This window comes from Finegoldia sp. P3-F-LR, from assembly GCF_052932165.1.
Genome location: NZ_JBRFJE010000020.1, coordinates 12551 through 32149, shown reverse-complemented (window position 1 = coordinate 32149; position 19599 = coordinate 12551). Strand labels below are relative to the sequence as shown.

Genomic DNA, 19599 nt, shown 5'->3' with positions numbered 1-19599 from the left:
TAATATTTAGTTGTTGTGTAATTCTTATTAAATTTTTCTAAGCCTAATTTTTTAGGCTTGTTTGACATGCCTTAAATTTCAAGATAAATTATTTTTTATTTTCTCTTGACATTTGATAGCTGGTCTTAAATATTCATATCTTCCCAATCAAAATCATCACTCAAAGGCTTTTCATCATAAAAGTCCTTGAACAAATCCTTTGTGTCTTCGACACTCACGTCATCGACACACTTCACCAAACTATCAGTGATATCTTTCATATATTCAATATGATAGATACATTCGTAAGCATCAGGGATGAAAGTCGCTTGAATGAAACTTTCGCCCACAAATTCCAAAGAGAAAAAGTAAGTCTTCTTACCAGATCTCACTTCCTTGTAATTTCTAAGCGCATCTTCTGAAATCTTGTCTATCTCATCTAAAACTATATCGAATAGGGGAGAGTCGAATGTTTTTTCTGAAGTTTTCAAAATCAATTTACTATTTTGCTCTAAAAACTCATCAGTTCCACTAAAAACTCCCTTTTTCAAAAACTCAAGCATAAAAACCCTCCTTAAAATTATACATTTAATCGGTTAAACTAATAGTATACAATTCATACTTCGTTATGAAATTAAAACCAACACTTTCAACTATTTTTCTTTCCTTTTCTTCAACAAAAAATGTAGTATGTTTTTGATTATCTAACTTTGATATATTCAAGCATTTAATCAATAAATTTCGCATTATATTTCCGTCAAAATCATCCTTATAATCAATCCCGAAGATTTCCATAAGTAAAGGCGTGTACACAAAATAAATACATCCTTTTAAAATATTTTTTTCGTAATATAAAAAAATATTCCATTTCTTATTTGACTTTGAATTTAAAGCGTTAAAAAGCCTATCGGAATTCCAGTATATATCACTTGTGTTATCATGTAAATTTCGAAAATCATTCCAATTCTCAATATTAACACTAACTATATCTCCATCACATTCTAAAGGAGAATATTTTTCAAAACTTAAAGTGTATACGTAGTTTTCGTCAATTTTTTCAGAATCTATGCTTTTTAAATACTCAATACTTAGTGTGTTATCTGAAGGAAAACCAAAATAAATAGTATAGTTTGGATATCTGGATTTTGAATATTCAATAAATTCTTCAATAGCTTCTTGTTGATTATTTTGAATATTAAATACATTAAAGCCTAAATAATGGTCTTGTTCAATCCAATAATAATCAATCCAACCTAACACTTCATCATTATTTATAAATAAGAGTATTTTTGAATTTGATTTTGAAAATGATGAATATGCTGATTTGTAAAAATCATTTTTAGTTTTGATACCATCCAAATAAGTTGGGAATGCTGAAGTTGTCAAATCTTGTGATAAATTATATGAAAAATCAAAATAATTTTCTATATCTTGTAAAGTTGCTTCTATTAACATATATTATTTTCCCTTAAAAGATTTCTGTCATACAATAATAATACCATAAATCAGAAATTTAATAACGAAGCACATGAAAATAATTATTATAAAACAGCAAAATCAAAAATTTCAAAAAGTATTTTTGATATGAGTGATAATTTTATAAATTTTTTTTAGTCCAATAAACTGCAAAAGTGATATAATATCAATAAAGATAATCATTATTGATAGGAGGGGCACAATGATAAAAGTTAATAATTTGCATAAAAGTTATAGCTCTGGTGAAGATTCGTTAGAAGTACTTAAAGGAATTGATTTGGAAATAAATGATGGACAAATAGTGTGCGTTTTGGGACCTTCTGGTTCAGGCAAGTCAACTTTATTAAATATATTGGGAGGAATTGAAACAATAGATGAAGGAATTGTAGATGTCTTCGACAATAAACTTGACTCTATCAATAAAAAGCAGCTTGAAAAGTACAGGAGAAATTATGTTGGATTTGTATTCCAGTTTTATAATTTGGTTAGCAATTTAAATGTTTTGGAAAATATTGAAGTTGGAAAATATTTATCTGAGAATCCGATAGATATTGAGGGACTTATCGATGATTTGGGGTTAAGAGAGCACATGTACAAATATCCTAACGAAATATCAGGAGGTCAAGCTCAAAGAACATCGATTGGAAGAGCGATAATAAAAAGACCAAAATTATTGATCTGCGATGAACCAACTGGAGCGTTGGATTACGAAAGTGCAAAAGACGTTTTAATATTGATCGAGAAATTAAACAAGCTTTATGGATCAACTGTAATTATCGCCACGCACAACACACAAATTTCCAAAATGTGCGATGTTATACTATCCATTCACAATGGATCTATCAAAACTATCGTAAATAATACAGAAAAAATCTCGGCAGACGAGGTGAGTTGGTAATGAAAAATCCAATTAACAAAAGGATAGGAAGACAAATAGTTAAAAATCCTGGGAAATTCTTGCCGATTATTTTGGCGATGGTTTTTGTGGTGGTGTTTGCGTCATCATTTTTTACTTCACAAGATTCAGCGAAAGCACTTTACTATGAGCAAATTAACAAAGGAAAAGTGGAAGATGGACAATTTACAACAATTTATCCAATATCCAAGAAATTAAAGACCAAACTTGAAAAAGAAAAAGTAGATATATATGAAAATTTTAATATCGAGATTTCACATATCGGCGACAAAAAACTCAAAGCTTTTGTCAATCGAAAAGAGATAAATATTGCACAAATTTTAGAAGGAAGACTTGCAAATAAGAATGACGAGGTTGCAATTTCTGGAAATTATGCACGAGCTAACAATATCAAAGTACAAGATTGGATAAATTTGAATAACAATAAGTTCAAAGTTACAGGTGTTATTTCTCTTCCTGACTACTCATCAATTCTTAGAAACAGAGATGATCTTGTGATGGACACTGGATATTACGGAACATGTCTGTTTAATGAAGATGGATTTAAATTATTCAAAAATGTGCCAATCAAATATACTTACTCTTATCATACAAGAGATACTTTGTCGAAAACAGAAGCATCAGACAAACTAAAAGATTTAGTGAAGATTGCTATGACTGAAAATACAGTTATCGATGCAGTTACTCGATTCGATAATCACTGTATAACTTACTTAATTGATGATATGGACGGAGACGTTCCAACAATGACAACTTTTATGATAATCTTATTCGTAGCACTTGCTTTTGTAAGTGCGGTTCAAGTTAAAAGTTTGATGGAAAAAGAATCATCCGTAATTGGAACACTACTAGCTTCTGGATACACCAAAACAGAATTGTTGAAAAATTACATGATAACGCCAGTGATTATGACATTATTTGCAGCAATTATAGGAAATATTGTGTCGTATTCTTATGCATACAAAAGATACGTTGCACTTTATTACCAAAGCTTTGATTTGCCAAAGTTTAAACCAGTAATTAGCATGAGGTCATTTTTGATTACTTGTATAGTTCCGTTGGCGATTTACATTATAATTAATTTCTTAGTGATATCGTTCAAATTAAGAGCGACTCCATTAGAATTTTTGAGGGGAAATTTCAAAAAAGAAGCCAGAAAATCTAGGCTGAAATTAACCAAATTCGATTTAATGAACAAATTCAAAACAAGAGTGCTTTTGGATAATAAATTCAACCTTGTAGCATTGATTTTCGGAGTTTTCTTGGCAAATATAGTATTAATATTTGGATTGTCCGTTAAACCAATTTTCGAAACATATTCTCAAAACTTGAAAGATACCATGAAATACAATTACACATATTTCATTAGAACGGAACAACCAAATGTTCAAGCTGACAAATCCACAATTTTGAATGTTGAGTTAGCTAACAAAGGCAACAAGAAAGTTCAGATTTATGGATTAGACAATAATTCACAGTACAAAATAAACAAATTGCACGAATTAAAAACAGATGAGGTAATAGTTTCAAAAGGATTTTTAGAAAGATTTTCTTACAAAATACACGACACAATCAAAATTACGGAGCCATACGACAACAAAATCCTAGAATTAGAGATAAAAGGAGAAGATCCTGGTAATAATTTATACCAAATATTTACCAAAAGAGAAAATTTGAACAGTTTAATAGGAAAGAATAACGAATATTTTAATGCATATCAATCAGATAACAAACTAGATATTTCTAATTCCAATTTATTAACAGAAATAAATAAAGGTGAAATGACCAAGTTTATGGAGCATTTTTTGGATGGCTTTGGAGTAGTTTTTGATATGTTGTTGTATATTGGAGTTGGATTTTATCTAGTAATGACAATCATCATTTCTAATATTATCATCGACAAATCAAAACTTAATATATCTTATCTCAAAATTTTTGGATATAGTGACACTGAAATCACTAGCATTTACGTGAACGCAATATTTGTAATTCTTGTAGTGTTGCAATTAATTATGATTCCTTTGATTGATAAAATAATTAAATTCATTATTCTGATTTCAATGTCGAAGTTTGACGCGTATATAATTGCAGATATTCCAATTGAAATGTATTTGAAATCTGTTTTGTACAGCGTAATAATTTTCGCGACTATTCAAGTATTGCAAAAAATAAAAATATCAAAATTAGATATGGTAAAAGAATTGAAAAACATAAATGGATAAACGAAACCCCAAAGTCTACAAAACTTTGGGGTGATTTTTATGTCTATTAGAAATCATTCCTGAATTTAGGTGTTTTTCCATTTTCATAAGGATTGTAATTGTTGATATCACATTGAAATTCTTTTAGTTCAATAATTTTGTCTGAATCATTCCATAAAATAAGCGAAATTCCTTCAAAGCTTGAAAAGTCACCATTACTCATTTTACATTCAAAAATCCACTGAACGACTGATTGGTTTTCATGATGAAATATTTGTAAAATATCCCATTTTAGAACCTTCACTCGAGTATTCCATTCATCAAACCATAACTTTATAGTTTTTTTATCTGAGTACCTTGGACCCCAACATTCTGTGTAGACAACATTATCAGCGAAAATGTTATCTATTCCAAAGTCTTTTTGCTCCAGCCACATTTTAAACCACAATTTTATAATTGATTCTCTATTATTCATCACAATCTCCATTAAAAGTTTTCTATTATACATTAATGATACCACAAATCAAATAAATTACGGTAATTAAATCAAGAATACAATATCATACAATGCAATATTACGATATTGCATATTACGATATTGTATATTACGATGTTGCATTAAAAATATCAATTTAATAATGAGTTAAAAAGTTTTATAATAGTTTAGTAAATTTTTGCAACAAAAAAAGCGGCTGATTAGTCGCTTAAAATTTGTATTCAAATATTTCTTCATCGATTTGCTTAAAACCTACAGCTTCAAACATTTTTCTGCTTTGGTGGTTAAAAGCATAGATATTTGCAGTGACAGATTTTAATCCATTTTCTTTTGCTAATTCCAAAATCTTTTTGACACAACTTCGTCCGATATGTTTGTTTTGAAATTCTTTGCACACAACTATCGTTATTTCATTGTCATCAGTCAAGGAAATATCTCCAACTAATTCATTTTTGTATTCAATGTAGTACAAATTTCCATGAGTATTCAAATAATTGTACATTTTTTGAAGCCTATCAACATCATATACGAAATCAATGTTGTCGACTTGTTTGCACACATCCTTATCTTCGTACCATTTCAAAGTACTATCGTAATTTTCAAAATAGGGAATAAGGTTGATGTTTTCATTTACGGTAATTGTGTTCATGTTATTTTTCCTTTAATTTAATATCGAATTTTATGATTTATCACAATTTGATTAAATCTACAATTTATCTTATCTTCAATCAGTTATATTAATCCAATATCTTTGGATAGTATTACCATCTGAGTTTACAAACTCATTTTCAAGAACTCCACCATTTTTAATAATAGACTTAGCTGATCCGATATTTTCTTTATCACAAATCATGAGTACTCTTTCAATTCCCAATTTTTTACACTCTATCAAAGCTAGTCTTACCATTTCTGTGGCATAGCCTTTTTTTCTCTCACTGGGTCTTATTCCATCTCCAATATGTCCAACTTCTTTCAAAAGTGACTCATTTAAATAGTGGCGAATATTTACAGCTCCTAAAAGCCTATCTCTTTCTTCATCTAAAAGGAAGAAAACTGAATCTGGAACTTTATTTTCAGTTTTAGATTTTATTTCTAAGTTATTTAGATAATAGTCAAAATCATGGTAATCATTTTTAAATATTGACCACGGAGAAGTGTTTGTGTTATTCATTTCTTGGTCAATCTTCCATTCATCGATCATCTCACCAAGCTTTAATTCATACTCTTTAGTTAGTTTAATTAATTTTAGTTTCATATATTTTCCTTAATTCCATCCATACCATGCACACAACCTACTCAATATCCAAAATGTAGCTACAAACAAGAATTTGAAAGAAATTTTCGACCACTAATTTCAAAATACTAAGCTTTTAATAATAAATCCACAAAATCAATAATATATTGATTTCAAGCACTAAGGTTTTTCTACTTTTTCTCTAACAAAACAACAGCTTCGCAGTGGCTTGAGTGGTCAGTATGGATAACATTGGTTATTTTTCAAAAGCCTCGTATGTGGGAATATGTCCTATAATTGATTAATTAAAAATACTCTAGATATCTTTATAGTTTCTATGCATACAAATTTTATTTCTGTAAGAACTAGACTTAATCGAACTTTATGCCTTAATTTAATTAAGAACAACCCTTTCCATACGTGGTGGGACATTTTGTATTTTATCTATCCAAAATGAATTGGAATAGCCATATGAAATAAAAACGCAAGAACGATACTAAGTGTTCCCATTATAAGAGAACTCTTAAATGAGTCCCTTTTCAAAAGGACAAATCCGAGAATAAAGACGAGCAATTCTAAAATGGAACGTGCTTCGAAATATCCCCATCCATATGCAAAGCACATATTAAATAAGACTGCCAAAATCGATACCGACAGAATAAATGCCGGCTTACTTTTACCACCTGCATACCAACACACAAAAGCTAATAATGGATAAACAACTGTAAATCCAATCCAAATCATTGCATAGCTTCTTGGAAAAAATCCAGCAATAAAATTTGAATACAAATAGTAGCTTGAAACCATGGCAACAAAAAATATAAAAACATTAACACCTGCTCTTAGGGCTGAATTGCTGTAAATAGAAATAAACATCGCAATCAACACCCAAATTGCAAAACGTCCAAGAAAATTATGAAGATCTGAAATCTCGTCTATTGCCATAAGCACGCTTGGAAGTTCAGATTGACGAAAGTCCAAGTATTTAGAAAAAGTACCCAAAATAATTCCTAGCAAGAATACGGCAATTGTATTTATAATTTTTCTATTATTGGATATAGGAGTTTCTGCAATCCTTACATCTTTTAAACCCATTATCATTAACACCTCTGAAACTCATAACTTTTAGCACTAAATTTTTTAAAAATCTTTCCCGCCTTAAAAAATCAGTAAATATCATTACTTTTTGCTCATTTTTCTCCATAATCATCAATACCACACTCTAACAGTGGCTTGAGTGATTAGTATGGATAAAATTTATTTTTTTCAAAAGCCTCGTATGAGGGAATATGCCGATCAATAAACATCTTATAATTTACTAAATCATTCTAAAGTAGAAAAAACAGCTCATGGCTTAGCTTAATTTTGTTTAATAATTAAAGGATATAGTTTGTTTACTTACATTTACTTCTGCTTCTACCCCAAAAGGAATTATACATCTTGGAGTTGAGTGTCCAATATTTATATTATAGACAATAGGTAAATCTTTATTAGTAATTTCTTCTAATAAAATAGATTTATACTCCTCATAATAGATTTCATTTTGAGGTTTCCCTACTAGTATTCCTGATAATTTATCAAATAAGCCGTAGTCTTTTAGAGTAAGTATCATTTTCCTATATAAATCTGGTTTTGATTTTTCTTCGCTTGTTTCTATTAGTAAAATCTTATTCTCCCATTCCTCAAGGGTTGGAAATAAATCATATTTGCTACAAATTTCTACTGTATCGTTAAATCTAGAATTATCGAACATATCATATATTGATTCTATGCATCCGCCTAAAATTTATCCACTAAATATAGGATTTCCGCTTAAAAGCTCAAAACCAGTATTACTATGACTTTTCATTTTTACTCCTATAGCTTTCTCGCTAAAATCTTCCCTTGCCTCATACCAAACTTCACTAGGATGTATCTCATTTATTTTTCCTGTTTTTATAAGTTCCAAAAAGTATTTTTCTGTATAAGCTAACATATTAGCAGATAGTTCGCACACATCGGGCAAGAAAGCCTGACCATAAAATGTTCTTATGCCGAACTTATTTAACATAAAGTGATTCATTGTTGAGTCAGAAAAGCCTAAAAAAAGTTTTTGTTTAACAATATTTTTTAATCTATCTCTTTCAAATAAATAAGGAGCTAATCTATAGGTATCTTCTCCACCAATAGCACATAAAATCATATCAATAGTGTCATCTTCAAAAGCAAGCAGCAAATCATCTGCCCTAGCTTCCGGATGATTCTTTAAAAAATCAATGCCTTTCAAAGAATTAGGTAAAAACTCTATTTCAACTCCTAGCTTATTTAATCTGTCTATTCCTATTTTTATTTCATGCTCAACGAAACTTTCTCCCAAAACACCACTTGATAAGCTCACAACTCCTATTTTCTTTATCATTATTTCCTCCAAATTTCTAAATAAAGTAGAAATATCCTATATTCTTATTTTCTTGATAAAAGCACAACAGCTTCACAGTGGTAAGTCCTTGGAAACTGATCGAAGAACTCCAATGACTTGATTTTATATCCTTTTTCGATAAATTTGTCCAAGTCCATTCTTTGTGTTATCGGATTGCAAGAAATGTAGATGAATTTATCGGGATTGATTTCGATTAATCTATCGATTGCTTTTGGATGAATTCCATCTCTTGGTGGGTCGAGAACTACTACGTCTTTTTTCTCAACTTTTTCCATAAAATTCAAGCAATCATCGCAGATGAACTCTGTGTTAGTCAATCCGTTTAGTTTTGCGTTTTCTTGTGCTTTTTCGACAGCTTCAGCAACTATTTCGACTCCGATTACGCTTTCAGCTTTTTTTGCAAAAATTTGTGCGATGGTTCCTGTTCCACAGTACAAATCGTAGACGTTTTTTCCTGACAAATCTCCAGCTAATTCCAAAGCCCTGTTGTAAATTTGTTCTGCTTGTGCTGGATTTGGCTGAAAGAATGAAAATGGAGAAATTCTAAATTCCAAGCCATTTATTTTTTCTGTCAAATATTCTTTGCCGTACAACAATTCTAATTTGTCGACAATTACTGCATCAGAAATATTATCGTTAATTGTGTGATAAATAGACACGATTCTGTTGTCGATTTGCTTTGCAAATTCAACGAAATCATTCACATCAAACTCATCACTTGTGGTTACCAAATTAATCATGTACTCATCATCACTAAAACTTTTTCTGATTATGAAGTGTCTCAAAAGTCCAGTGTGTTTTATTTTTTTGAAAAATTCGTAATTTTTGTCACGAAAATATTCTTGAACAGCTTGTCTGATTTTGTTAAAGCCTTCATCAATGATATTGCAATCTACGGTGTCTGTAATTTCGTAGAATTTGTTTTTAGTGTGAAGTCCTAAAACAAGCGGACCACCTTTAACACTATCTCCAAAAGTGTATTCCATTTTGTTTCTGTAGCCTTGTAAAATAGGCGATGGATGAAAAGTGATATTTTCATCGTAAATATCTTGGTACAATTCTGTTAGTGTATTTTTCTTCAAATCGCACTCCACATCATACTCTAATTTTTGATAAATACAACCGCCGCATCTTTCATTTACAGGGCAACCTTCAATAGTTTCAAGAGGAGAGTTTTCTAGTTTTTCAACTAGTTTTCCCTCAATAAATCCCTTTTTCTTTCTTTTTCGTTGAAAAGAGATTGTTTGTCCTTGAATTGTGTTCTTTATAGAATACAAATTATCGTCTATTTTGCAAATTCCCTTGTTCGGAAATACATTGTATTCTACTTTTGCCTCTAAAATTTTTTTCATTATCCTTGTAGACCGTCTGCTTGTCTTTGCATATTTTCTACGACGATATCGTGAATATCTCCGATTGATTGGCCGTATTCCAATACTTGCCAAGGTTCATTAGTATGGAAATGAATTTTAATCAAATCATCGCCACCTACAACCAAAAGACAATCGCCTTTGAAATGTTCTGTAATATATTCACTAATTGTATCGCTTGATAAGTTTTCTCCTGCTATTAATAATTGTGTATCAAATCTAAATTCTATTTGTTCTGACATAATTTCACCTTCATTTTTAAATTTCCCATTGGGATTAAGTTAATTTTACCATATTGTGTTGTAATTTTCTCAGAAAAATTATTTCCAGCTATTCGGAAGAAGTGATTTGTAAGGATATGAATCAAACCTATCGTCAATCAAAAATAATTCTCCAGTATCTGTGTCAGTTCTAATAAGTCTTCCACCAGCTTGGTGTACCTTGTTCATTCCTGGATACACATAAGCGTAATCGAATCCGTTTTTTCCATTTTCGTCAAAATATTTTTTAATCAAATCATTTTCTACACTAATTCCGGGAAGTCCGACGGAAATTATTCCAACAGTGTTCAATCTGTCGCCACTCAAATCCACGCCTTCGCTGAACACTCCACCCAAAACGCAAAACGCCATAATGTTTGAGTTTGTTGTAAATTGGGACAAGAATTCCAATCTTTCCATATCAGTCAGCGTTCGTTCTTGTGTTAAAATATCGAAGCCACAAATCTCATACACAGATTCCAAGTACGAATAAGAAGGGAAGAATATGAGTTTGTTTCCAGGCTTTTCGTTGATTTTTCGAAGGATTTCTGCGATTTTATATTTCGTATCTTCGCGGTCTTTGAATCTAGTTGAAATGTTGATGTGATTTACTTTCAAATTCTCTTTTGGGAAAGGAGATTCCAATCTTATGTTGTAGAATTTTTCCAAGCCCAATACATCTGCGAAGTAGGTCATAGGAGACAAAGTAGCTGAGAAAAATACGTTGGATTTGCATTTTTTCAAAAGATTTTTAAAAATATTGTGAGTGTTCAAGCACATGATGTTGTAAATAACATCATCGTTTTCTGATTTTATCAAAGTGACGAAAGAATCATCGTAAAAATCTGAAATTTTCAAAAACTTATTGATTTCAAAATACACATCCAATACTTTGTCGTAGTATGGTTTGTCCTTTTCTTCGACCAAGAATTTCGTCATGGATTCTTTGCAACGGAGGCAATAATCAATCAAATCAACTGACAAATCCTCGTAAGTATTGACTGGTTTTCCCAAGGCTTCATCTTTTATTTGCTGAGCGATTTTCTTCAAATTGCGGTTGATTTTGAGTCCTTTTTTGTCGTCTACAAGCTCATCACAACAGTCCATAAGTTGATTGAAACTCAATGAATACGAGTACATATCACGTCCACGACTCACCAAATTATGCGCTTCGTCAACCAATAGCGACATTCTCAGATATGGAACTTCGAAAAATCTTTTTAGATAAACTACCGGATCAAAAACGTAATTGTAATCGCAAATTACAATGTCACAGAAATTGGACAAATCCAGCTCCAACTCCAACGGACAAACTCTGTATTTGAATGCGTATTTTTTGATGATTTCTTCCACGATAATATCTTCGTTTTCAAGCATATCCAGAATGCATTTGTTGACCCTGTCGTAGTGACCTTTTGCAAATTCGCAATCATTTGGATTGCATTTCACTTCATTATTGATGCAGACTTTGTTTTTTGCGATTATTTCGACTGATTTTATTATCAATCCTTTTTGTTTCATCAAATACAATTGGTCGTTACAAGATTTTTTTAGCGTAGATTTTGCAGTCAAATAAAAAATCTTGTCCGTCAAATCTTCTCCCATAGCTTTTATTGAAGGGAAAAGCGTAGAAATAGTTTTGCCGATTCCAGTTGCAGCTTCCACCATCAAATCCACACCTTGTTTGGTTGCAGAATACACGTTTTGGCTCAAATACTTCTGACCAGCTCTAAATGCTGGATATGGAAATGACAAGTTCTGAATGGATTCGTCACGATTCTTTATGTGTTGAGTGATTAATTCTGTGAACACAGAATATTTTTCTAACAATGAAAAATAAAATTCTTTCAATTCTTCAAAAGTAAAATTTTGCCTGATAAATTTTATTTTCTTGGTATCAGTTTGATAATAAGTAAGTTGCAAATCAATATCTTCCAAATCGTTGTCCAAAGCGTAAAAATACCCGTAGCATTTTACTTGTGCCCAGTGATATTTGTTGGAATTGTATTCCAATTCTTCCAAATCACGCGTAGTCGATTTTATTTCATCTATTAAAGTTTTGCCATTTTTAATTCCTATTCCGTCAGCTCTACCTTCCACGATGTAATTTACCGATTTGTAGAGGGTAGTGTTTTTGAGAGTAACTTCTGGCAGAAATCCAATATGGTATTCTTTTTGAATCATTTTGTGGATTTTCTGTCCTTCTTTTGCCCTGTCGAACACATTTCTGAATCTATCGTCAATGTCGCCACTTCGTTCAGTGTATTCAACCAAATCCCTGACAGAAAGTTTGATTTCTTTTTTCATAGCTTATAATTTTGTTGAAGCAAATTTACTTCCTTGTAAATTTTCCTTCTTTCAATCGCCAAATCGCGATACATTTTATCCTCATCTGTTACATATTCTATTGTTTCATTTACAATATCCGATTCGCCGTATTCATTCACACTTACCATTGTGAAATATCCCGAAGCTTTTATGATATCTGTTCCCTCGACTTTTGCACGAACGAAACATTCCATGCTTGTTTTGCCAACGTAATCTATGATTGCTGTGATTTTTATGATTTCACCTAATTTTGTTGGAGCATTAAATGTCAAATTATTTACAGCTTTTGTCAATGTTTTATTGGAACAAAATCTTCTCGTGCACACACCTGCGATTGTGTCCATCATTTTGAACAATTCTCCTCCGTGGAGAAGTCCGTAAAAATTTCCCATATCTCCATTTGCTCTGAATTTTACAATTGTTTTTGTATCTTGTTTTGTTTTCATATTTTCCACCTTTTAATTCTTACTTCTATTATAGTATAAAATTATAGTATAAAATTTTATTTTCGGAAAAATGAAATCAATCGCAAGTTTTTAAAATTGAAACAAAAAGAAATTAAATGTATAATTAGATTGTATGAACTTTACAGGAGGTTAATGATTTGAAATATAGAGAATATTATGATAATGTTTTAGTCCGAATTGAAAAGGGCGAAGACGTTGTAGAAAAATTATTCGAATTAGTTGAAAAACTTCAACTAAAAAATGGTTCTATTTCAGGAATTGGCGCCAGCGATAATATAACTGTGGGATTATATAGTGTCGAAAAACAAGAATACACTAAGAAAAATTTCACAGGAGAGATGGAAATCACGAGCATCCTTGGAAATATATCTACTATGAATGACAAACCTTACTTGCACATGCATATTACATTTGCAGATGAGAATTTGAATGTTCACGGCGGACATTTGAACGAGGCTATCATATCAGCAACTTGTGAAATCATAATTAATAAAATAGACGAAAAAGTTGATAGATTCAAAGATTCTGAAACAGGTTTAAATTTATACGATATTTAAAGGAGATAAATGAAATATTATTTTAATAATGACAGCGTAGATCCGTATTACAATTTTGCGGTTGAATATTTTTTCGCAAAGCATAACATTCCAGTGTTTATTTTGTGGAGAAATAAGGATTCAATCTTACTAGGTAAAAATCAAAACATTTACAGAGAAGTTAACTTGAAATACACTGAAGAAAATGGAATTAATCTAGTTCGTAGGTTATCTGGCGGTGGATGCATATATACTGATGAAAAAAATATGCAATACACTTTTATTGAAAGTCAAAACTACGCAAATGACTTCAAACATTTCGCTAATATGATAATCAATCAAATGAAAAAAATGGGACTTAATCCAGAATTCAGCGGTAGAAATGATATTTTGATTGATGGTAAGAAAATAAGTGGCAACGCACAATATATGAAAAACAGCATGGTTGTTCATCATGGTACAATTCTTTTCGATATTGGAGTTGAAAAGATGATGCATTCACTTACTCCTCAAAAAATAAAATTCGAAGGAAAAGCCATCAAATCTGTAGAATCCAGAATTACGACTATTAATGATATGATTGATATGGAATACGATGAGTTTTTCACTAAAATTAAAAACGGAATCATTGAAGATAATAACTTAGAAGAATACGTGCTTAACGATTCTGAAAAAGAAGAAGTGAATAAATACATCGATTTATTTAAAAATGAAGAATTTATTTACTCAAAAGGAGAAACTACCGCAAATTATCAAAGAAAACACAAGTTTGGAGTTGTGGAGTATAGCTACAACATCAAGGATAATTTGATTGATAGTTTCAAAATAGAAGGGGATTTCTTTTCGAACAAAGATATTTCAGAATTTTGCGATATGTTTGTTGGAAAGACTATGACAATAGATGGTTTCCACAATGTTTTGAACGATGTAAATATCGGTGAATACATTGTTGGAATGGATGAGAAAGTGTTTTTAGGTGATATATTTGATTAGAAAACCAAAATGGATGAGAGTAAAAATCGAAGGTAGCCAAAACCTTCACGAAGTAGAAAGTTTAGTAGATGGATTTGAATTGAACACAGTTTGTAAGGAAGCAAATTGTCCTAACAGAATGAAATGCTACGAATCACGTACAGCTACATTTATGATTTTAGGAGATATTTGTACTAGAAACTGTAGATATTGCAACGTAACTACTGGAAGAGGAAGAGAAGTTGACGAAAAAGAACCTGAAAATGTTGCAAAAGTTGTGCAAAAATTAGGGTTGAAATACGCTGTTATTACTTCAGTTGACAGAGACGATTTAAAAGACGAAGGTGCAACTCAATTCAAAAATGTTATCAAGGAAATTAGAAAACACAACGAAGGAACATTGGTTGAAGTTTTGATTCCTGATATGCACGCAAAGCATGAATTGTTAGATATTGTTTTTGATGAAAGACCAGATGTATTAAATCACAACGTTGAAACAGTTCGTTCTATCTTCAAAGAAATGAGACCACAAGGTAACTTGGACAATTCTTTTGAAGTTTTAAGATATGCAAAAGAAAAAGGACTTATAACTAAATCTGGATTTATGGTTGGACTTGGAGAAACTAACGAAGAAGTTCATCAAATGTTAGATAAGTTGAACGAATTAAAAGTAGATATAGTTACTATTGGACAATATTTGATGCCTACATTAGAACATGCAGAGTTGGACAGATATGTTACTCCCGAAGAATTCGAAGAATACAAAAAATACGGAGAATCAATCGGAATTAAGCATGTTGAAAGTGGCCCATTCGTAAGAAGTTCCTACAATGCAGGAAATGTATTTAAATCATTGGAGAAAAAAGAAAATGAGTAATGCAAAATAGGGCGAAAGCTCTATTTTGTATTATAAGAGGGAATATATGAATAAGTACATTTTTAGAGAGAAAATCAATTTGCTAATGCAAATTTTACTGACAATTTTGTTGTCGTGTTTTTTGGTGGTGGCGATAGTATTTACGAAAAGATTATTTGAAGTCCAAAATAAGACCTTCTCACTTATTGTAATTAGTGCATCGTTAATTTTATTCGCTGGAATAAATTATCTCAAGGACAGGACGATTTACAATATGGGACTTTTATTTGTAGAAGGGTTTAAACAAGATTTGTTTCATAATGTGATTTCACAAAACTTTTACGAAATACAACAAAAAGAAAAAACTTTTTCGAATGACATTACATCGACATCGCTATACTTAAAAGAATATTACATTATTCCGACATTGGAGCTGATATCTGATGCAATTCTATTGATTGCAGTTTTTGTTACAACAGGATACTGCGTTTCATTTATTCCGGTGTCAATTATAACTGTAGGAGTGTTGGTTTTCAGTTTGATAAATGTGAGAATCGACAAATCAATATTAGAAAAGAAAACAAATACATCGAATTTAAGAAAAAGATACGTGTATTTTCTAGATGATATGTTAAATTCCAAGAAAGTCATCAACTCAAAGGCTAACAAAGCGCTTGAAGTTGTTCACAGTAAATTAATAGAAGATATATCAGAAAAAGTGACGGAACTTGACAAGGAAGAGCTCACAAAATACAATCTAAAATTATTATTCATCGGAGTATATTTTATAATTAGTTTGATTTATATTATTAAACAGCCACAAATCAGCATAGGTGAAGTTATCATTCTTATAAGTTCAGTTATGTTGCTTCATCATATCATTAAAAAAATCGTAAAAGAACGATCTATGATTGTGCAATCTGAGCAAAAAGTTTTCGAAATGGAAGAAATTTTTGGGAATCAAGAAAAATCAGATAAAATTGTAGAACACATAAAAGACATTGAGTTCAGAGATGTGAAATTGTATTCTTCAAATGTTAAAGTTAAGATCAACTACACATTTTATACTGACAAAAAATACTTAATTATTTGTGATAATGAAGAAGTTGTAAACTTACTAGCCAAATCATTCATTCAGACATTGTCTCCGCAAAGTGGAATGATTTTGGTAAATAATGAGCCATTAGAAGAGTTTGATTTGTCATCAAACCTGCTAGTAACTTACGATGAAAGTTACATCTTCGATACTGATTTTAGAAATAATGTTACATTGTTTAATTCTTTTGCGGATAAGAAAATCCCACCATTGTTAAAAATATTCGATGAAGAATTGACTTCAAAACAAAGATATTCTGAATATAGTGATAGAGATAAGAATTTAATCAGATATAAGAGAATAATCAATCAAGATTCTGAATTTAACATGGTAGTTAATTTGTTTGAAAATTTGGACGAAAATACTGGCAATATTTTGCTAGAAGATTTCATCTTGAGATTCAATGGATCAATATACTGTGCTAAGGACGTTAATCCATTTATAAAGGAAAAATTCGACGAAGTATTGTATGTTAAAAATATTGACAGCGACTATTTGTTAGTTCAAGAATAAATCAAACATCACGGTAAATTATTTATCGTGGTGTTTTTTTATTTTTATACTTTACAAGAAAAATTTTTGAGTTAAAATATATAAGTAATTTAAATTTTGGAGGAATTATGAATTGGTTAAATAAAAATTATAAAGGATTATTGCTTTGCCTTTTAATAGCTATTCCTTGCCATTTTTTGGGCAAAAAATTCCCTGTAATAGGTGGTGCAGTTCTAGCGATTTTGGTTGGGATTGTTATGGGATATGTTATTAAAGACAAATCACAATTTGAAGTCGGAATGAAATTTGCATCTAAAAAAATATTGCAATATGCTGTAATTTTACTTGGATTTGGAATGAATTTGGCGGTTGTAATGGAAACTGGAAAACAATCATTGCCAATAATTATACTAACTATTTCCACATCTTTAATTATTTCTTATGTACTTGCAAAGAAAATGAATATTGTGAAAAACATTGCGATATTAGTGGGAGTTGGATCATCAATTTGCGGTGGATCAGCAATTGCAGCAACTGCTCCAGTAATAGAAGCTGATGATGAAGATGTTGCACAGGCAATTTCTGTAATATTTTTCTTTAATGTAATTGCGGCTTTGATTTTTCCGTTGTTGGGAAGCGTGATTGGATTTTCCACTCATTCTGGAGAAGCGTTCGGAATATTTGCAGGAACTGCTGTAAATGATACATCATCAGTAACAGCGGCAGCCGCAACTTGGGATGGATTGTACAATTTGGGAACACAAACATTGGACAAAGCTGTTACTGTAAAATTGACTAGAACATTAGCGATTATTCCAATCACTTTGGTATTGTCGTATTTGAGAACTAAAAAACAAGAACAATCAGAAAAAGTTGAACTCAAAAAAATATTTCCTATGTTTATTTTGTATTTCGTTCTTGCAAGTATTATAACTACAGTTGCTTTGAAAATGGGAGTAGATGCGAAAGTTTTTAATCCATTAAAAGAATTGTCTAAATTTTTCATTGTAATGGCAATGGCTGCAATTGGATTTAAAACAGATATTGTAAAATTAATAAAAACAGGTGGCAAACCAATCCTTCTTGGATTTTGTTGCTGGATTGGAATCGCTATAGTTTCAATAGCAATGCAATTTGCACTTGGACTAATATAGCATAAAGCTACGCAAAAATTTTGCGTAGCTTTTTTCATGAAAAAAAATCACGGCTTTAGGGGGAGCCGTGATTCTTAAGTACAATTTTATCTTACAAGGGGTTTGTTTGATATAAATTGATATCTATTATCATTATACTACGATATTTCAATTTGTCAACTAAAAATGATTATCAAATTAAAAAAATCAAACAAATAGTAATATTTTTATATTTTACAGTAATATTTTAACATTTTCTTCGCTAAATAATTTTATATTTTCTTTTGAAAGTTTGTGAGCAGCAATCCCCATACCTTTTATTTTTTGATGATTGAAAGTTCCATCGTAAATATAATTAGTTCCACATGATGGAGAATTTTCTTTTAAGATGGCGATTGTAGCATCGTATAACTTGGCAAGTTTTACCACTTCTTCGCTTCCTTTTTCAAACTCTTTTGTAAATTCTTCTCCGTCATAATCAAAAACTTTCCCATCACTAATCTCAACAGGATTTCTTGGAGTTGGCATTCCACCCATAATTTCTGGGCATACTGGAATTAAATTGTACTTTTCTTTGAGTAAATTGATAGTTTCTTCGTCTAGTTTATTATTAGAACCGTTGTATTTACAATCAACTCCCAATAAACAAGCGCTAATTAAAACATTTTGCATATTTGTCTCCTTTATTTTTTGCAAATCCTTTTGTTAATTTCACTGACAGGAAGGCCTATAATTGTGTTCAAATCACCTTCGATGTATTCTATAAGAACTGGATTTAAATCTTGAATTCCGTAGGCACCAGCTTTGTCGTAAACGGTGCCTTCGTCGATGTAGTCTTTGATTAATTGGATATTTTTATCTGTTTTATCTGAAAATTTTACGTTACTGTAAGTGTAGAATATTTCTTCGTAATTTTTTGATTTCAAACAAACAGACGTTACAACTTTGTGAACTTTTCCGAGATAGGATGTTAGCATATCCAATGCCTCGTCATAATCTTGTGGCTTGTTCAAAATTTTCCCGTCGTTGATTACGATTGTGTCAGAAGAAATGTAGAGCGTGTCTTCTTTTAATTCTAATGGAAGAATTTTTGCTTTGGATATTTCACAGCAAACAAGTGCAAGTTTTTCTATAATTTCACGGTCTTTGTATTTTTCATAAGCTAGTTTTTCTATTTTTCTCTCATCAATATCAGTAGATGTGCTTTCAAATTCACAAATATTTTTCAATAATTCGTTTCTTCTTGGAGATTTGCTAACCAAAATTACATGAGTAAATTCGTCTAATTTCCCAATTTTTGTAACATTTTTTACGTATTTCATTTTATCACCAAATATATTGTCTTATCTTTTTATTAATGTGTCAAAT

At 30.8% G+C, this 19599-nt stretch carries 19 protein-coding genes and 1 pseudogene; 7 read left to right on the top strand and 13 right to left on the bottom strand.

Annotated features, from left to right (window positions below):
• Positions 1 to 125: 125 nt before the first annotated feature.
• A complete protein-coding gene (locus ACU68U_RS07685; RefSeq protein WP_446763081.1) occupies positions 126 to 542 on the bottom strand; it encodes a hypothetical protein in 417 nt (138 codons plus the stop codon).
• Positions 543 to 567: 25 nt separating this feature from the next.
• Positions 568 to 1434: a hypothetical protein gene (locus tag ACU68U_RS07680; RefSeq protein ID WP_278725354.1), complete on the bottom strand. Its 867-nt coding sequence runs from the start codon at positions 1432 to 1434 to the stop codon at positions 568 to 570.
• 223 nt (positions 1435 to 1657) lie between these two features.
• Here ACU68U_RS07680 and ACU68U_RS07675 point away from each other — a divergent pair, with 223 nt between their 5' ends.
• On the top strand, positions 1658 to 2353 hold the full coding sequence (locus ACU68U_RS07675) for an ABC transporter ATP-binding protein (protein WP_154272409.1): 696 nt from the start codon (positions 1658 to 1660) through the stop codon (positions 2351 to 2353).
• A complete protein-coding gene (locus tag ACU68U_RS07670; RefSeq protein ID WP_154272408.1) occupies positions 2353 to 4593 on the top strand; it encodes an FtsX-like permease family protein in 2241 nt (746 codons plus the stop codon). Before ACU68U_RS07675 ends, ACU68U_RS07670 begins: the two co-directional genes overlap by 1 nt.
• Before the next feature lie 46 nt (positions 4594 to 4639).
• Here ACU68U_RS07670 and ACU68U_RS07665 read toward each other — a convergent pair whose 3' ends face one another.
• The 9 genes and pseudogenes from ACU68U_RS07665 to ACU68U_RS07625 all read right to left on the bottom strand — a co-directional run bounded on the left by ACU68U_RS07665 (position 4640) and on the right by ACU68U_RS07625 (position 13125).
• Positions 4640 to 5047, bottom strand: coding sequence for a nuclear transport factor 2 family protein (locus ACU68U_RS07665; protein ID WP_154272407.1), 408 nt, complete (start codon positions 5045 to 5047; stop codon positions 4640 to 4642).
• Positions 5048 to 5276: 229 nt separating this feature from the next.
• The gene (locus tag ACU68U_RS07660; RefSeq protein ID WP_154272406.1) at positions 5277 to 5717 is read right to left on the bottom strand and encodes a GNAT family N-acetyltransferase; all 441 of its coding nucleotides are present in this window, start codon (positions 5715 to 5717) and stop codon (positions 5277 to 5279) included.
• 75 nt (positions 5718 to 5792) lie between these two features.
• A complete protein-coding gene (locus tag ACU68U_RS07655; protein ID WP_154272405.1) occupies positions 5793 to 6323 on the bottom strand; it encodes a GNAT family N-acetyltransferase in 531 nt (176 codons plus the stop codon).
• A gap of 423 nt (positions 6324 to 6746) precedes the next feature.
• Positions 6747 to 7403 (bottom strand): hypothetical protein, encoded by a 657-nt coding sequence (locus tag ACU68U_RS07650; RefSeq protein WP_446763080.1) that lies wholly within the window; start codon positions 7401 to 7403, stop codon positions 6747 to 6749.
• 268 nt (positions 7404 to 7671) lie between these two features.
• Positions 7672 to 8700: pseudogene (locus tag ACU68U_RS07645) on the bottom strand (S66 family peptidase).
• Positions 8701 to 8744: 44 nt separating this feature from the next.
• Entirely contained in the window at positions 8745 to 10073 is a 1329-nt protein-coding gene (gene rlmD, locus ACU68U_RS07640; protein WP_446763079.1) for a 23S rRNA (uracil(1939)-C(5))-methyltransferase RlmD, read from the bottom strand.
• Complete coding sequence (locus ACU68U_RS07635; RefSeq protein ID WP_002835237.1) at positions 10073 to 10333, bottom strand: hypothetical protein; 261 nt, start codon at positions 10331 to 10333, stop codon at positions 10073 to 10075. Before ACU68U_RS07635 ends, rlmD begins: the two co-directional genes overlap by 1 nt.
• 78 nt (positions 10334 to 10411) lie before the next feature.
• On the bottom strand, positions 10412 to 12658 hold the full coding sequence (locus ACU68U_RS07630; RefSeq protein WP_446763078.1) for an ATP-dependent DNA helicase: 2247 nt from the start codon (positions 12656 to 12658) through the stop codon (positions 10412 to 10414).
• Positions 12655 to 13125 (bottom strand): acyl-CoA thioesterase, encoded by a 471-nt coding sequence (locus tag ACU68U_RS07625; protein WP_094207516.1) that lies wholly within the window; start codon positions 13123 to 13125, stop codon positions 12655 to 12657. Before ACU68U_RS07625 ends, ACU68U_RS07630 begins: the two co-directional genes overlap by 4 nt.
• Before the next feature lie 158 nt (positions 13126 to 13283).
• Between ACU68U_RS07625 and ACU68U_RS07620 the strand changes: the two genes are divergently transcribed.
• From ACU68U_RS07620 to ACU68U_RS07600, 5 genes are all read left to right on the top strand, one after another.
• The gene (locus ACU68U_RS07620) at positions 13284 to 13703 is read left to right on the top strand and encodes a PPC domain-containing DNA-binding protein (RefSeq protein ID WP_002835234.1); all 420 of its coding nucleotides are present in this window, start codon (positions 13284 to 13286) and stop codon (positions 13701 to 13703) included.
• 9 nt (positions 13704 to 13712) lie between these two features.
• Complete coding sequence (locus tag ACU68U_RS07615; protein WP_446763077.1) at positions 13713 to 14675, top strand: lipoate--protein ligase; 963 nt, start codon at positions 13713 to 13715, stop codon at positions 14673 to 14675.
• Entirely contained in the window at positions 14668 to 15531 is an 864-nt protein-coding gene (lipA, locus tag ACU68U_RS07610) for a lipoyl synthase (protein ID WP_446763076.1), read from the top strand. The genes ACU68U_RS07615 and lipA overlap by 8 nt, the downstream gene beginning before the upstream one ends.
• A gap of 46 nt (positions 15532 to 15577) precedes the next feature.
• Positions 15578 to 17119, top strand: coding sequence for an ABC transporter ATP-binding protein/permease (locus tag ACU68U_RS07605; protein WP_110058565.1), 1542 nt, complete (start codon positions 15578 to 15580; stop codon positions 17117 to 17119).
• 107 nt (positions 17120 to 17226) lie between these two features.
• Positions 17227 to 18252, top strand: a complete 1026-nt coding sequence (locus ACU68U_RS07600) for a YeiH family protein (RefSeq protein WP_446763075.1) — start codon at positions 17227 to 17229, stop codon at positions 18250 to 18252.
• 213 nt (positions 18253 to 18465) lie between these two features.
• On the opposite strand, the gene ACU68U_RS07595 is transcribed toward ACU68U_RS07600, so the two are convergent.
• Together ACU68U_RS07595 and ACU68U_RS07590 are read right to left on the bottom strand one after the other, a co-directional pair.
• Positions 18466 to 18903, bottom strand: coding sequence for a DUF523 domain-containing protein (locus ACU68U_RS07595; protein ID WP_094206146.1), 438 nt, complete (start codon positions 18901 to 18903; stop codon positions 18466 to 18468).
• Between the two features lie 11 nt (positions 18904 to 18914).
• On the bottom strand, positions 18915 to 19553 hold the full coding sequence (locus ACU68U_RS07590) for a Maf family protein (RefSeq protein ID WP_446763074.1): 639 nt from the start codon (positions 19551 to 19553) through the stop codon (positions 18915 to 18917).
• Positions 19554 to 19599: the final 46 nt, after the last annotated feature.